The organism is Streptomyces sp. NPDC002588 (assembly GCF_040295925.1).
Taxonomy (GTDB): domain Bacteria; phylum Actinomycetota; class Actinomycetes; order Streptomycetales; family Streptomycetaceae; genus Streptomyces.
In genome coordinates this window covers 28237-42805 of the sequence record NZ_JBEOWF010000034.1, presented here as the reverse complement: position 1 = coordinate 42805, position 14569 = coordinate 28237, and the positions used below count along the sequence as shown (strand labels likewise).

The window sequence follows — 14569 nt, the reverse complement described above, 5'->3', positions numbered from 1 at the left end:
TCTCATAGACGCTGTAAGAGCACGAGATGATCACGGTGACTCAAAACGGACCCCAAGGGACAGTCAAAGGAGATTCAAAGATTCCGCTTGGGTGTGATGAGCGCGGCTCCCGCCCGAAGGAGCGGAAACACCTGGTCCCGGCGAGCGCACGTCTCCCGCGATGCTTCAATTTCCGGGTGACTGATTACGACGTGCTCCGCGTCTTCTGTGCGCCGAACGGCGGCTACGGCAACGAACTGGGCGTGGTCCGCGACGGCTCGGTGCTGCCCGAGCGGGAGGACCGCCAGGCCCTCGCCGCGAAACTGGGCTTCAGCGAGACGGTGTTCGTCGACGACCCCGAGCGCGGGGTCGTCGACATCTACACGCCCACCCTGCGCCTGCCCTTCGCCGGCCACCCCTGCGTGGGCACGGCCTGGCTGCTCGACGTGCCCGAGCTGGTCACCCCGGCCGGGGTGGTGGGCGCCCGCCTGGACGGGGAGTTCAGCTGGATCGAGGCGCGGGCGGAGTGGGCCCCGCCGCGCACCCTGCGCCAGTACGCCACCGCGGCCGAGGTCGACGACCTGAGCGTGCCGGCGCCCGGCGAGTGGATCTACGCCTGGGCCTGGCTGGACGAGCCCGCGGGCCGGATCCGCGCCCGCGGCTTCCCCGGCCGCGACGACGGCATCGAGGAGGACGAGGCGACCGGCGCCGCCGCGCTCCTGCTCACCGAGCGACTCGGCCGCGCCCTGAACATCACCCAGGGCGCCGGCTCCCAGATCCTGACGGCCCCGCAGCCGTACGGCTGGGTGGAGATCGGCGGCCGGGTCTCCCTGGAGGGCGCCGAATCGTAGTGCCCCGGCAGGCGCCGGGGCATCGGCGGCGTCCGTGGTGTTCTGGGCGGCCGTACGGGTGGTGTGGCGTGTGCGTGCCGGGGCGAACGGTTACCTCTGGGCGTGACCACTCCGCCTCGTGAGAGGAACACCATGCGTATCCGATCTGTCCTGGCCGCAACCGTTCTCGGCGTCGCCCTGGCCGCCGCCGGCGCGACGAGCGCCGTCGCCGACGAGGGTCCCCGGCACCACGGCAACCACTACGGCTCGGAAGGTCACCACGGCCGGCACGACGAGGGCCGCCATGACCATGGCCGGCACCACGTCTTCGGCAAAGAGCCCGTCTGCAGCCCGTACATCGGCAAGGTCCACACCGTCAACAGCGACATCTTCTGGGCCGGCGCGCACTGCAGCTGGTTCTGACCGGGCCGAGCCGCGGCCGCCCGGTCGCGGATGATCCGTCCCCCGGACAGGAGGCCCGCCCCGGCAGGGAGCGGGCCTTCGGGTGCTCCGGGGCTACGGCAGGGTGAGGATCTCCGCGCCCGTCTCCGTCACCACCAGCGTGTGCTCGAACTGCGCGGTCCGCCTGCGGTCCTTGGTCACCACGGTCCAGCCGTCGTCCCACATGTCGTACTCGTGCGTCCCGAGTGTCAGCATCGGCTCGATCGTGAAGGTCATCCCGGGCTGGATCACCGTCGTCGCGTGCGGGCTGTCGTAGTGCGGGATGATCAGTCCGGAGTGGAACGACGAGTTGATGCCGTGCCCGGTGAAGTCCCGCACCACGCCGTACCCGAACCGCTTCGCGTACGACTCGATGACCCGCCCGATGATGTTGATCTGGCGCCCCGGCCTGACCGCCTTGATCGCCCGGTCGAGGGACTCGCGGGTGCGCTCGACGAGCAGCCGGGACTCGTCGTCGACGTCCCCCACCAGATACGTCGCGTTGTTGTCGCCGTGCACCCCGCCGATGTACGCGGTCACGTCCAGGTTGACGATGTCCCCGTCGCGCAGCACCGTCGAGTCCGGGATGCCGTGGCAGATGACCTCGTTGACGGAGGTGCACAGGGACTTCGGGAAGCCGCGGTAGCCGAGGGTGGACGGGTAGGCGCCGTGGTCGCACATGTAGTCGTGCGCCACCTTGTCGAGTTCGTCGGTGGTGACGCCAGGGGCGATCAGCTTCGCCGCCTCCGCCATGGCCCGCGCGGCGATCCGCCCCGCGACGCGCATCGCCTCGACCGTCTCGGGCGTCTGCACCTCCGGACCGGTGTACGGCGTCGGCGCGGGCCTGCCGACGTACTCGGGGCGACGGATGTTTCCGGGCACGGAACGGGTGGGGGACAGTTCCCCGGGCACGAGCAGCGACTGGCCAGACATGCCAGCGAGTCTAACCAGCGGCCGTGGGGGAACATGTGGGTGGCGAGAGGAGCCGGTCATGCCCCTGTTCAAGAAGCGCGCCACCGGAAAACCGGGCGAGTGGTACTACTGCCTGGAGCACAAGAAGGTCGAGGAAGGGCCGGACTGCCCGGGAAAGGACCGCTTCGGCCCCTACGCCTCCCGGCAGGAGGCGCAGGCCGCGATGGAGACCGCCCGCGAGCGCAACCTCCAGTGGGAGAACGATCCCAAGTGGCACGACGCCCCGACGGGCCGGGCCGCGGACGAGGACTGATCACGCCCCGGCGGCGGGGACCGCCGCCGCGCGCCGCTCGCGCTGCCGCTCCGCGTGTTCGTCGGTGCGCACGTCGTAGCGCATCAGTCCCGGCAGGCACAGCGCCAGCAGCCCCACCGCACCCGCGCACAGCAGCCCGCCCGACCAGACGGACGCCCGCACCCCCAGCCAGGCCGCGAAACCGCCGGACCGGACCTGGCCGACCGTCGGCCCCACCGAGTACGACAGCAGTTCGATCCCGGCGAGCCGCCCGCGCAGCTCGTCCGGGATCGTCTGGTTCCACATCGCGCCCCGGAAGATCCCGCTCACCATGTCGCAACCACCCGCGAGAGTGAGACAGAGCAGCACCAGCCATATGTTGCCGACGAGCCCGGCACCCGCGACCGCCACCCCCCACAGCGCGGCCGCCGCGACCACCATCCGCCCGTGCCGGTGGATCCGCGAGGTCCACCCGCTGGTCAGACTCACCAGCATCGACCCGGCCGGCACCGACGCGTACATCAGCCCCAGCGCCCAGTCGGCGTCCAGCTCGTCGGCGAGGAACGGCAGCACGGCCAGCGGCATGGCGAGGAACATCGCGGCCAGGTCGACGGCGTACGTCCCGAGCAGCTCCTTGCGGCTCCAGGCGTACCGGGCTCCCTCGGCGACGGCCCTGAGCGACGGCTTCGCCGCCTCGTGCGCGGCGGGCGCGGACGCGATCCGCACCACCAGGGCAATGGACACGACGAAGGTGATCAGGTCGGCGGCGTAGGCCCAGCCGAGACCCGCGTAGGCGACGACCACCCCGGCGAGCGCCGGCCCCGCGACGCCGCCGACGGTCCAGCGCAGCGAGTTGAGCGAGGCAGCGGCCGGCATGTGCTCATGGGCGACGATCCGGGGCCACAGCGACTCCAGCGCCGGCCGCTGCACGGAGGCAAGGGCGGAGGAGAGCGCGGCGACCAGATACAGCGGCCACACGGCGGGCCCCGGCAGCAGCGCGTTCACCAGCAGCACGGCACTGAGCAGCCCCTGCCCGGCCTCCGTCCACACGATCAGCGTCCGCTTGTCGAGCGCGTCCGCGAGGGCACCGCCGTACAGCCCGAACACGACGAGCGGTAAGAGCTCCACGGCCCCGATCGCCCCCACGGCCACCGCGGACCCCGTCAGATCCTTCAGCTGCACCGGCAGCGCGACGAAGGTGAGGAAGCTGCCGAAGTTCGAGATCAGCCCCGACACCCAGAGTCTCCGGAAGTCCCGTGAGGCCCGCCAGGGGGCGAGATCGGGCAGGACGGCGCGCAGGGTTCCGGAGGTCACGAGGGGTCATGGTCCGGGGACCCGCGAGGCCGGGCAACTGTTTTTCCGGGGACTCACCAGGGTCCGGGGGGCGGGGCCGTCAGGGACTCCGCCAGCCGGGACAGTCGGTCGCGCAGTCCCCGGCGGCCTCGTGGGGCCGCCGCCTCGCCCGCCGCGGCGCTGACCAGGTGCTGCACGGTGTCGAGGTCCAGCTCCGAGTCCTCCGGCACGGTGAGCGTCTCGTGCGACAGGGCCGTCAGCTCCCGCTCGCCGGGGCCGAGCGCCAGTACCGTCACCCCGGCCCGCCGTGCGTCGGACACCCGCTCCAGCAGCGCCGGGTCACTCTCCGGCGACGCCACGAGCAGCGTCTCGCCCCGCCGGGCCGCCTCGATCCGGCCCAGCCCGACCGCGAGGTGCGCGGGGTCGGAAGGACGCGCGTGATGCCGTACCAGAGTGGGCGCCAGCTCCGGCGTACCGGACCACGCCGCCTCGTCCACCAGATGGGCCGCGAGATGCCAGGGCTCGTGGCGGGCCGTGCCCACCAGCAGCAGCCCGCCCCCGTGCGAGACCACCGACCCCCGCAGCACAGCGCCGAACCTCCGGGTCGCCCCCAGCCACTGGGTCCCGGCGAGCACCTCGCGCAGCAGCGCGACCCGTACCGCGTCCATGCGGCCGCATCCTGCCCCAATCGGCCGGCGGGGGCGGGCGGTTCGCCGCCGATTCACCCGGCACGGCGAAAAGGCGCCCGCCACGCCGACGTAAAGTCGGCCCATGACCTCTACCGACAGTGCACAGAACGTCCCCGCGAAGGCCCCCGCCAAGGACCCGTGGGACCTTCCCGACGTGTCCGGCCTGGTCGTCGGCGTGCTCGGCGGAACCGGCCCGCAGGGCAAGGGCCTCGCCTACCGTCTGGCCAGGGCCGGCCAGAAGGTGATCATCGGCTCGCGCGCCGTCGACCGGGCACAGGCCGCCGCCGACGAACTCGGCCACGGCGTCGAGGGTGCCGACAACGCCGAGACCGCCCGCCGCAGCGACATCGTGATCGTCGCCGTCCCGTGGGACGGGCACGGCAAGACCCTCGAGTCCCTGCGCGAGGAACTGGCCGGCAAGCTCGTCGTCGACTGCGTCAACCCGCTCGGCTTCGACAAGAAGGGCGCCTACGCGCTCAAGCCCGAGGAGGGCAGCGCCGCCGAGCAGGCCGCCGCCCTGCTGCCGGACTCCCGGGTCACCGCCGCCTTCCACCACCTCTCGGCCGTCCTCCTCCAGGACCCGCAGATCGAGGAGATCGACACCGATGTGATGGTGCTCGGCGAGGAGCGGGCCGACGTGGAGATCGTGCAGGCGCTGGCCGGCCGGATCGCCGGGATGAGGGGCGTCTTCGCCGGGCGGCTGCGCAACGCCCACCAGGTGGAGTCCCTGGTCGCCAACCTGATCTCCGTCAACCGCCGCTACAAGGCGCACGCGGGGCTGCGCGTCACCGACGTATGAGGGATGGGGGACACTGGACGGCGCACACCCACCCCGTGTCCCCCGACAGGAGAGCAGCCCCCATGCCCCTCTCGCCCGCACCCGGCTCGTCCCGGCGACTCGCCGTCTACACCCTCGTCGTATGCCTCCTGGCCGTCGCCGCCGCGGTCGTCTCCTTCGTGCAGGGCAGCTTCCTGGGGATCGTCTGGGTGCTGCTCGCGGGCCTGTCGTCCAACATGACCTGGTACTACATCAAGCGCGACAAGGCCCGCAGGTCCGTCACGAGCTGACCGAGCAGAACTCGTCGGTGCCCTGCCAGAAGCGGAAGAGACTCTGCCCGCAGTACGTGTCCAGGTCGTTGATGCCGAGGCCGCGCAGCACCGCGTCGACGGCGTCGAAGAACACGTTGTTGACCGACGGCACCCACAGCAGTGCGAACACGAACAGCAGCCCGAACGGCGCGAACGGCTCCACCTGCCGCTTCACGCTGGACGACAGCCAGGGCTCGAGCACCCCGTAGCCGTCCAGGCCGGGCACCGGCAGGAAGTTCAGGATGGCCGCCGTGACCTGGAGCAGGGCGAGGAACGCGAGCGCGTACCGGAAGCGGGCCGGCACGCCGTCCAGCGCGTCCAGCCAGAACGGGGCGGTGCACACCGCGGCGAACAGCACGTTCGTCAGCGGGCCGGCCGCCGAGACCAGACTGTGCCGCCAGCGCCCCCTGATCCGCCCCCGCTCGATGAAGACGGCGCCGCCCGGCAGACCGATCCCGCCCATGATCACGAAGATCACCGGCAGCACGATGCTCAGCAGGGCGTGCGTGTACTTGAGGGGGTTGAGCGTGAGGTACCCCTTCTCGCCGACCGTGATGTCACCGCTGTGCAGGGCGGTCCGCGCGTGCGCGTACTCGTGCAGACACAGGGAGACGATCCAGGCCGCCGTCACGAACAGGAACACGGCCACGCCCGGCTGCTCGGCGAACCCGCTCCAGGTCGCCCAGCCGGTGACCGCGGTGACGGCCAGGATCCCCACGAAGACGGGGCTGATCCGCCGGTCGCCGCGGCGGGTGGTGGCGGTGGTCATGGGGCTCCCTGAGTTCGGACTCACGCGTGGAACTGCCCGACCTTACCGGGCGTACCGGGAAAACGTCTCGCGCTGGGCCGCCGGTTCCCGGGAAGGTGGGGCGCCACCCGCCGGCTCCCCGGGAAGACGGGGCGCCACCCCGCAGGAACACCGTGACCGCCCCCGGCCCCGCCGGAGAGAATGGACCCCGTGCGCTACCGCATCCTCGGCACCACCCAGGCACTCCGTCCCGACGGCACCACCGTCTCCGTGGGAGGGGCGCGGCTGCGCGCCCTGCTGACCGTACTGGCCCTGCGGGTCGGGCGGAGCGTCCCCGTGGGGCTGCTGGTGGAGGAGGTGTGGGCGGGGGATCCGCCCGCCGACGCGCCGGCCGCGCTGCAGGCGCTGGTCGGGCGGCTGCGCAGGGTCCTGGGCGCGGACGCGGTCGCCTCCGGCGAGGGCGGCTACCGGCTCGCCGCCGCCCCCGACGCCGTCGACCTGCACCGTTTCGAACGGCTCAGCGCCGACGGTCTGCGCGCCCTCGCCGACGGCGACCCCGCCAAGGCGGCCGTCCTCCTCGACGACGCCCTCGCCCTGTGGGAGGACCCGGCCCTCGCCGACCTGCCCGACCGTGCCGCGGAGGGGGCCCGCATCGAGGCCCGTAGGCTCGACACGCTGCGGGCCCGGCACAGCGCGGCCCTCGCCCTCGGTCACGCCGAGCAGGCGCTGCCCGGGCTCACCGCCCTGTGCGACGCCCACCCGCTGGACGAGCCCCTGCAGTCCCTGCGCCTGCGCGCCCTGCGCGACGCGGGCCGCACCGCCCAGGCCCTGGCCGCCTACGACGACGTACGCCGGCTCCTCGCCGACCGCCTCGGCTCCGACCCCGGCCCGGAACTGCGCGCCCTGCACACGGAGTTCCTCAACCCGCCGGAGAGCCTCCCGGCCCGGCCGCCGTCCGGCTCCGCCGTGTCCGACGGCGCCGCCCCGGCCCCCGCGGTCCCCCAGCCCCGCGGCAACCTCCGGGCCCGTCTCACCTCCTTCGTCGGGCGGGAGGCCGAGCTCGACGCCATCCGGGAGGATCTCGGGGGCGCGCGGCTCGTCACCCTGCTCGGGCCCGGCGGGGCGGGGAAGACCCGGCTGTCGCAGGAGGCCGCCGAGAAGGCGCGGGACACCGCGCGGGACGGGGTGTGGCTGGCCGAGCTGGCGCCCGTCGCCGACCCCGACGCCGTACCGCAGGCCGTGCTGACCGCCGTGGGGGCGCGCGAGACCGTGCTGTACGGCGCCGGCGCCGAGGAGATACGGGCGGTCTCCGAGCGGCACGACGAACCCGTGGAGCGGCTGGTCGAGCACTTCGCCCGGCGCCGGATGCTCGTCGTCCTCGACAACTGCGAGCACGTCGTCGGCGCGGCCGCCCGGCTCGTCGAGGAACTCCTCAGGCGCTGCCCGGAGTTGACCGTGCTCGCGACGAGCCGTGAACCCCTCGGTGTGCCGGGGGAGTTGCTGCGTCCGGTCGAGCCGCTGCCGGAGCCGGTCGCGCTGCGGCTGCTCGCCGACCGGGGCGCGGCCGCCCGGCCGGGGTTCCGGGTCGAGGACGACCCCGAGGCGTGTGCGGAGATCTGCCGGCGGCTCGACGGACTGCCCCTGGCGATCGAGCTCGCGGCTGCCCGGCTAAGGATGTTGACGCCGCGTCAGATCGCCGACCGGCTGGACGACCGGTTCCGGCTGCTGACCTCCGGCAGCCGTACCGTCCTGCCCCGGCAGCAGACCCTGCGCGCGGTCGTGGACTGGTCCTGGGAGCTGCTCGACGAGGACGAGCGGGAGGTCCTGGCCCGGCTCTCCGTCTTCGCCCGGGGGTGTGACCTCGCCGCCGTGGAGGCGGTGTGCGCCCGCGCCGTGCGCGACACCTTCGACTCCCTCGCCTCCCTCGTCGACCGGTCCCTCGTCGTCGCCGCCCCGGCCCCGAACGGCGAGATGCGCTACCGGCTCCTGGAGACCGTCGCCGAGTACGCCGCCGAGCGCCTCGACGAGGCCGGGCGGCGCGCGGAGGCCGAGCGCGCGCATCTGCGGCACTACCGCGAACTCGCCCGCGCGACCGAGCCGTTGCTACGCGGTCCCCGCCAGCTCGCCGCCATCGAACGCTTCCAGCTGGAGTACGAGAACCTGCGCACCGCGCTCGGCCGTGCCGTCGCCGCCCGCGACGAACAGGAGGCGCTCAGCCTCAGCCTCTGCCTGACCGGCTACTGGCAGATGCGCGACCTGCGCATCGAGGCCCGCACCTGGTGCCGGGCGGTGATGGACCTCGGCCCCGACCCCTTCGCCGAACCCGTCCGGCCCGCCGCCCCCGTCTGGAAGCCCGTCACCGAGGTCCCGCCGCCGTACACCGGCGAGGTCCTCGAGGAGGCCCGGCGCGGAGTCCACCTCGCCCATCTCGCCTGTATGGACACGGAGTTGGACTCCTGGCAGACCCCGGAGGCCCAGCGCAAGCTGCGGATCGTCGGCGAGACCTACGAACCCGGCCTCCCGCAGACCTGCCGCGCCCCCGGACTGCTCTGGTTCTACGCCGTGATGCTCTCCGACGGCATGGAGCGCGTCCGTACCATCCTCGACGCCAGCGTCGAGACCTGCCGCCGCACCCCCGGCTTCGACGGGGAGCTCGCCTCCTGTCTGCAGATGCGTGCCAACCTCCTCGCCAACCGCTCCGACTGGGCGGCCGACGCCGGCCGGGACGCCGACGAGGCGCTGGAGGTCTTCCGCCGCCTGGGCGACTCCTGGGGCGCGGCCGAGGCCCTCTCCGCGCGCGCCGAGGTGCATGAACGGCTGGGTGCCTACCCGGAGGCGGCCGCCTTCTACGAGGAGGCCATGGTGCTCGCCGAACGGCTGGGCGCCCGCCACCAGTTGGCGGTCCTCCAGGCCCGGCTCGGCACCGTGCTCCTCGAGTCGGGCCAGGAGGAACGGGGCGAACGCCTGCTGCGCGAGGTGATCGACAACCCGACGGGCGGCGTCAACGAGGCGATGCCCGCCGCGCGTCTCTTCCTCTCCAGCTGGCTCGGCCTCACCGGCCGCCGCACCGAGGCCCGAGAGCAACTCCGGCTGCTACGCGAGGAGTTCACAATCGCGTACTTCGTCGTCTTCGACGCCTTCATCCTCGGTACCGAAGCGTGGGTGGACGCGGTCGACGGCAGTTTCGACACCGCCCTGACCACCGTCCGGAAGGCCCTGGAGCGCTCCTCCGACCGGCTCTCCCTGACCATCGCCCCGCAGATGCGCGCCTTCTGCCTCTCCACCGCCGCCCTGGCCCTGGGCGGTGTGGACGGCGGCCGCCGGGCCGCGGCCGCCGCCCGCTGTCTGGGCACCGCGGCCGCCCTGCTGCCCCCGGGGCATGTCGCCGTCCGGATGGAGCGCGAGACCAGGGCCCTGGCCGAGGGGGCCGCCCGCGCCGCCCTCGGCGACGAGGCGTTCGAGGCCGCCTACGCCGAGGGCGGCGGCCTCTCCTTCGAGGAGGCCGCCGCCCTGGTCTGACCGGTCTTCCGGTGGTTCAACTCTTGGTACGGAACTTGTGGATCGCAACGGGCGCCATCACCGCCGTGAGCCCCACCGACCAGGCCAGCGTCACCGTCAGCCCGTGCGCGACCGGTCCGCCCACCATCAGTCCGCGGGCCGCGTCCGCGAGCGAGGACAGCGGGTTGTAGTCGGTGAAGTTCTGCAGCCAGCCCGGCATCGAGGCGGTCGGCGCGAAGATGGACGAGCCGAACTGCAGCGGCATCAGCACCAGGAAGCCCATCGCCTGCACCGACTGCGCGCTCTTCATCATCACGCCGAGGGTGAGGAACACCCACATCAGCGCCGAGCCGAACACGACGGCCAGCCCCACGGCGGCGAACAGACCGGCCCAGTGGGTGATGTCGAAGCCCACCAGCACGGCCACGACCATGAGGATCACGCAGGCCATGAGCATGCGCATCAACTCCACCGCGATCTTGGCGAACAGCACCGAGCCGCGTCCGATGGGCAGCGACCGGAAGCGGTCCATGACCCCGGAGTTGAAGTCCGTGTTGAAGCCGGTTCCCACGCCCTGCGCCATGTTCATCCCCATCATGGCCAGCAGCCCGGGAATGACGTACTGGACGTAGGCGTCCTGTCCGCCGCCCATCGACTGACCGATGGAGCCGCCGAAGACGTACACGAACAGCAGGGTGAAGATCACCGGGAAGAGCACCGCGTCGAACATCGACTCCGGGTCCTGCCGGATCCAGAGCAGGTTGCGCCGGATCAGCGCCCCGGTGTGCCGGAGGTGGCTGCGCAGCGGGATACGGGTGTCTGCACTGGTGGTGACGGTGTTCGCAGGGGCGGCGCGAAGCGCCTCGTTGAGGGTGGCGGTGGGCGACGGGTGGGAGCTCATACGGCGACCTCCTCGCGGGTGTCGGCGGGCACGGCGTCCTGCGGGGCACTGGCGCGATGGCCGGTGAGGGACAGGAACACCTCGTCCAGGCTGGGCAGTTCGGTGGTGAGGGAGGAGAGGGTGACCCCGCGGGCGGTGACCGCGGTGACGACGGCGGTGAGCTGCTCGTCGCTGAGCACCGGCACCAGCACCGAGCCGGTCTCGGTGTCCACGACGGTGCCGGCGAGGCCGGTGATGCCGAGCTCGTCCAGTGCGCGGGCCAGCGGCCGCAGATGCACCGGATCGGTCGGCCTCACCCGCAGGGTCCGTCCGCCGACCCTGGCCTTCAGCTCCTCGATGCCGCCCCTGGCGATGACCTGGCCCCGGTCGACGACGGTGAGCTCGGAGGCCAGCTGCTCGGCCTCCTCCATGTACTGCGTTGTCAGTACGACGGTCACCCCGTCGCCGACCATCGCCTTCACCTCGGCCCACACCTCGTTGCGGGTGCGCGGGTCGAGTCCGGTGGTCGGCTCGTCCAGGAACAGCACGACGGGCCGCCCGATCATGGACGCGGCGAGGTCGAGCCGCCGCCGCATACCGCCGGAGTACGTCCCCGCCGGCCGCTTGGCCGCGTCGGTGAGCGAGAACCGCTCCAGCAGCTCGTCGGCCCGGGCCCGGGCGTCCTTGCGGGACAGGTCGAGCAGCCGCCCGATCAGGTACAGGTTCTCCCACCCGGGGAGCTTCTCGTCCACCGAGGCGTACTGCCCGGTCAGTCCGATCACCCGGCGCAGCTGCCGGGGCTGCCGTACGACGTCGTAGCCGGCGACGGTCGCCTGCCCGGCGTCCGGGGCGAGGAGGGTGGACAGGATCCGCACGAGGGTGGTCTTCCCGGCGCCGTTCGGCCCGAGCACCCCCATCACGGTCCCCTCCCGCACCTCCAGGTCGACCCCGTCCAGCGCCTTGGTCTCGCCGTAGTGCTTGACCAGCCCCCGCACGGTCACGGCGCTCCCGGCGCCCTTCGGGTTCATGTCGATTCGCGTCATGCCGGGAACAGTGCCAGCGCCCACCGACAAACCACCGACAGGACGCCTACAGGGGCCCGGGGCCGCCTACAGCGCACCTACGGGCACGGGTGGGACCGGGTGGACCCCGGCAACGCGGCAGCCCGCCGACGGGGGAAGATCGGCGGGCTGCACTGTGCGGAGATGGCTAGTGAACGCTGTGCTCCTCCAGCGGGAACGTTCCGCCGACGACGTCCTCCGCGAACGCCTTCGCCGCGTCGCCCATGACCTGCCGCAGGTTCGCGTACCGCTTGACGAACTTCGGGACCCGCCCGCCGGTCAGACCGAGCATGTCGGTCCACACCAGCACCTGCGCGTCCGTCTCCGGACCGGCGCCGATGCCCACCGTCGGGATGTGCAGCACCCGCGTCACCTCGGCGGCCAGCTCGGCCGGCACCAGCTCCAGGACCACCGCGAACGCGCCCGCGTCCTGCACGGCCTTCGCGTCCCGCAGCAGCTGCTGGGCCGCCTCCTCGCCGCGCCCCTGCACCCGGTAGCCCATCGCGTTCACCGACTGCGGGGTCAGCCCGATGTGCGCCATGACCGGGATGCCGGACTCCACGAGCAGCTCGATCTGGCGGTGCGAGCGCTCGCCGCCCTCCAGCTTCACGGCCCCGACCCCGGCCTCCTTGACCAGCCGGGTCGCCGAGCGCAGCGCCTGCACCGGACCCTCCTGGTAGGACCCGAAGGGCAGGTCGCCGACGATCAGGGCGCGCCGGGTGCCCCGTACGACCGCCGCCGACAGCATGGTCATCTCGTCGAGGGTGACGGGTACGGTCGTCTCGTACCCCAGATGGCAGTTGCCCGCCGAGTCGCCGACGAGCATCACGGGGATCCCGGCCTCGTCGAACACCGACGCGGTCATCGCGTCGTACGCGGTGAGCATGGGCCACTTCTCGCCGCGCTCCTTGGCGAGCGCGAGGTCGCGGACGGTGATACGGCGTGTGCCCTTGCCCCCGTACAGCGCGTTGCTGCCGTCGGTGGACTGCTTCTGGGCAGCCGAAAGCTGCGTCATTGCAACGGCTCCTTCGTCATCTCGAGGCGCCCTGACGGCGTCCCCGGACCACATCCATGGTGGCACCTCGTGCCAGCGGGGGCCAGACCGCCTCCTGTGGTCAAAAACTCGTGGGTAAAACCTGAGTAAGAGAATCCCTCGACCAACCGATACGAGACGGTCTCGTATCGAAATGGCTCTACCCTCGACGGCATGACTACTCCTGCCGTCCCCTCGGCCCCCCGGATACCGGAAGCGGTGCACCGGCGACGTTGGGCCATCCTCGGCGTGCTGATGCTGAGCCTGCTGATCGTGGTGCTGGACAACTCCATCCTGAACGTCGCGATCAAGACCATCTCCACCCCGGCTCCCACCGGCCTCGGCGCCACGCAGAGCGAGCTGGAGTGGGCCATCAACGCCTATACGCTCGTCTTCGCCGGCCTGCTGTTCACCGCGGGTCTCCTCGGCGACCGGATCGGCCGCAAGAAGGTCCTGCTCGGCGGTCTCGCCGTGTTCGGCGTCGGCTCCGCGCTGGCCGCCGAGTCCGGCTCGCCCGCCCAGCTGATCGCCTTCCGCGCGCTGATGGCACTCGGCGCGGCGTTCGTGATGCCGGCCACCCTGGCCGTCCTGATGAACGTCTTCGAGCGGGACGAGCAGCCCAAGGCCATCGGCATCTGGGCCGGCGGCGTGGGCCTCGCCATCGCGATAGGGCCGATCACCGGAGGCCTCCTCCTCGACCACTTCTGGTGGGGCTCGGTCTTCCTCATCAACGTGCCGATCGTGCTGCTCGCGTTCGGGCTGATGCTGTGGCTGGTGCCGGACTCGCGCGACCCCAACCCCGGCCGGGTCGACCCCGTCGGTGTCGTGCTGTCCGTCGTCGGCCTCGTCCTGCTGGTCTACGGCATCATCAAGGGCGGCGAACTCGCCGACTTCACCGATCCGACCGTCCTGGCGACCATCCTCGGCGGCCTGGCCGTCCTCACCGCGTTCGTCGTGTTCGAGGCACGCAGCGACCACCCGTCGATAGACGTCACCTACTTCAAGAACAAGGTGTTCTCGGCCGCGATGGCCGTCATCACGCTGGTCTTCTTCGCGCTGATGGGCGTCACCTTCTTCTCCGTCTTCTACACCCAGAGCGTGCGCGGCTACTCCCCGCTGCAGTCCGGTCTGCTCCTGCTGCCGCTGGCCGCCGCCCAACTGGTCTTCGCACCGCGCGCCCGGCTGGTCGTCGACCGCATAGGCGTCCGGGCCACGACCACCGCGGCGATGGTCGTCCTCGGCGCCACCCTCGTCGCCTTCGCCACGCTCGACGCGGACACCCCGATCTGGCTCCTGGAGATCGTCTTCTTCTGCATGGGCACCGGCATGGCCCACGTCATGACCCCGACCAGCGTGGTCATCATGCAGGCCCTGCCCCGCGAGAAGGCCGGCTCCGCCTCCGCGCTCAGCAACACCTTCCGCCAGCTCGGCGGCGCGCTCGGCATCGCCGTACTCGGCTCCGTGCTCTCCACGGCGTACCGAAACGGCATCGAGGGCAGCCTCGGCACGCTCCCGGCCGCCCTGCGCGACACGGCGGGCGAGTCCATCGAGGCGACCCTCGGGGTCGCCGCGAAGCTCGGCGATCGCGGCAAGGGCCTGATCGGCCCCGCCAACGACGCGTTCCTGCACGCCATGCACGTCACCGCGCTGTGCGGGGCGGCGGTGGCGTTCGCCGGCGCGGTCGTGGTGGCGCTGTTCCTGCCGGGCCGGCCGAAAGAGCCTCAGGAGGGCGCGGCGGAGGAGGAGTTGGTGCGTACGGAGTCGTGACCTGCTGTCGGAGGAGGAACCGCGTGTGCGCGAGAATTCCCGCCAGTACGACGAAAG

Annotated in this window: 14 protein-coding genes; 7 read left to right on the top strand and 7 right to left on the bottom strand. The window is 72.2% G+C overall.

Going from position 1 to position 14569, the window contains the following annotated elements; all coding sequences use genetic code 11:
- Positions 1-176 precede the first annotated feature (176 nt).
- Together ABT057_RS32655 and ABT057_RS32650 are read left to right on the top strand one after the other, a co-directional pair.
- Positions 177-830: a PhzF family phenazine biosynthesis protein gene (locus tag ABT057_RS32655; RefSeq protein ID WP_352347260.1), complete on the top strand. Its 654-nt coding sequence runs from the start codon at positions 177-179 to the stop codon at positions 828-830.
- A 132-nt stretch (positions 831-962) separates the two neighbouring features.
- Positions 963-1232 carry a hypothetical protein gene (locus tag ABT057_RS32650; RefSeq protein ID WP_352347259.1) on the top strand — a complete coding sequence of 90 codons (270 nt, stop codon included), beginning with the start codon at positions 963-965 and terminating at the stop codon, positions 1230-1232.
- A gap of 93 nt (positions 1233-1325) precedes the next feature.
- Here ABT057_RS32650 and map read toward each other — a convergent pair whose 3' ends face one another.
- The gene (gene map / locus ABT057_RS32645) at positions 1326-2183 is read right to left on the bottom strand and encodes a type I methionyl aminopeptidase (protein ID WP_352347258.1); all 858 of its coding nucleotides are present in this window, start codon (positions 2181-2183) and stop codon (positions 1326-1328) included.
- A 58-nt stretch (positions 2184-2241) separates the two neighbouring features.
- Here map and ABT057_RS32640 point away from each other — a divergent pair, with 58 nt between their 5' ends.
- Positions 2242-2475 (top strand): hypothetical protein, encoded by a 234-nt coding sequence (locus tag ABT057_RS32640; protein WP_352347257.1) that lies wholly within the window; start codon positions 2242-2244, stop codon positions 2473-2475.
- Here ABT057_RS32640 and ABT057_RS32635 read toward each other — a convergent pair whose 3' ends face one another.
- Both ABT057_RS32635 and ABT057_RS32630 read right to left on the bottom strand, forming a co-directional pair.
- Complete coding sequence (locus tag ABT057_RS32635) at positions 2476-3768, bottom strand: MFS transporter (RefSeq protein WP_352347256.1); 1293 nt, start codon at positions 3766-3768, stop codon at positions 2476-2478.
- A gap of 53 nt (positions 3769-3821) precedes the next feature.
- The gene (locus ABT057_RS32630) at positions 3822-4415 is read right to left on the bottom strand and encodes a hypothetical protein (protein ID WP_352347255.1); all 594 of its coding nucleotides are present in this window, start codon (positions 4413-4415) and stop codon (positions 3822-3824) included.
- A 103-nt stretch (positions 4416-4518) separates the two neighbouring features.
- On the opposite strand from ABT057_RS32630, the gene npdG reads away from it, so the two are divergent.
- Positions 4519-5235, top strand: a complete 717-nt coding sequence (gene npdG / locus ABT057_RS32625; protein WP_352347254.1) for an NADPH-dependent F420 reductase — start codon at positions 4519-4521, stop codon at positions 5233-5235.
- A 62-nt stretch (positions 5236-5297) separates the two neighbouring features.
- The gene (locus ABT057_RS32620; protein ID WP_352347253.1) at positions 5298-5504 is read left to right on the top strand and encodes a hypothetical protein; all 207 of its coding nucleotides are present in this window, start codon (positions 5298-5300) and stop codon (positions 5502-5504) included.
- On the opposite strand, the gene ABT057_RS32615 is transcribed toward ABT057_RS32620, so the two are convergent.
- Entirely contained in the window at positions 5494-6294 is an 801-nt protein-coding gene (locus ABT057_RS32615; RefSeq protein ID WP_352347252.1) for a site-2 protease family protein, read from the bottom strand. The genes ABT057_RS32620 and ABT057_RS32615 overlap by 11 nt on opposite strands.
- A gap of 180 nt (positions 6295-6474) precedes the next feature.
- Here ABT057_RS32615 and ABT057_RS32610 point away from each other — a divergent pair, with 180 nt between their 5' ends.
- Complete coding sequence (locus tag ABT057_RS32610) at positions 6475-9792, top strand: AfsR/SARP family transcriptional regulator (protein WP_352347251.1); 3318 nt, start codon at positions 6475-6477, stop codon at positions 9790-9792.
- A gap of 16 nt (positions 9793-9808) precedes the next feature.
- Here ABT057_RS32610 and ABT057_RS32605 read toward each other — a convergent pair whose 3' ends face one another.
- The 3 genes from ABT057_RS32605 to panB all read right to left on the bottom strand — a co-directional run bounded on the left by ABT057_RS32605 (position 9809) and on the right by panB (position 12727).
- A complete protein-coding gene (locus ABT057_RS32605) occupies positions 9809-10672 on the bottom strand; it encodes an ABC transporter permease (RefSeq protein WP_352347250.1) in 864 nt (287 codons plus the stop codon).
- A complete protein-coding gene (locus ABT057_RS32600) occupies positions 10669-11694 on the bottom strand; it encodes an ATP-binding cassette domain-containing protein (protein ID WP_352347249.1) in 1026 nt (341 codons plus the stop codon). The genes ABT057_RS32605 and ABT057_RS32600 overlap by 4 nt, the downstream gene beginning before the upstream one ends.
- A 166-nt stretch (positions 11695-11860) precedes the next feature.
- A complete protein-coding gene (gene panB, locus ABT057_RS32595) occupies positions 11861-12727 on the bottom strand; it encodes a 3-methyl-2-oxobutanoate hydroxymethyltransferase (protein WP_352347248.1) in 867 nt (288 codons plus the stop codon).
- A 192-nt stretch (positions 12728-12919) separates the two neighbouring features.
- Between panB and ABT057_RS32590 the strand changes: the two genes are divergently transcribed.
- Positions 12920-14512, top strand: a complete 1593-nt coding sequence (locus ABT057_RS32590; RefSeq protein WP_352347247.1) for an MFS transporter — start codon at positions 12920-12922, stop codon at positions 14510-14512.
- The last annotated feature ends 57 nt before the right edge of the window (positions 14513-14569 follow it).